The organism is Pseudaminobacter soli (ex Li et al. 2025) (genome assembly GCF_003012705.1).
GTDB classification, from domain to species: domain Bacteria; phylum Pseudomonadota; class Alphaproteobacteria; order Rhizobiales; family Rhizobiaceae; genus Pseudaminobacter; species Pseudaminobacter soli.
Genome location: NZ_PXYL01000103.1, coordinates 1 through 255, shown reverse-complemented (window position 1 = coordinate 255; position 255 = coordinate 1). Strand labels below are relative to the sequence as shown.

Here is a 255-nt window from a genome sequence, read left to right as displayed (position 1 = left end):
TGAACAGTGGCGGCATGTGCTGGGTGATGACGGTCGGCGGGCAGTTGGCGGGGAACTGGCTCAGGATGGTGAGCAGCGCCTCGACGCCGCCGGTCGAGGAGCCGATGGCGACGACGCGGCCGTTCGGTGTGTAGCCGGCCTGTGCCGCCGGCGCAACGGGCGGCGCGTCGCCGAGCGGCCGGATGCGGGCGCGCGCCGCCGCCTTGACGGTGGCGATCAGCGCCTCGAAGGCGCGCTCGTCGCTGAACGCCGCCT

Annotated in this window: 1 protein-coding gene; it reads right to left on the bottom strand. The window is 74.1% G+C overall.

The features are described from left to right. A partial coding sequence (locus C7I85_RS30415; RefSeq protein ID WP_280954435.1) for a chemotaxis protein CheB occupies positions 1-255 on the bottom strand: 255 nt, incomplete at both ends.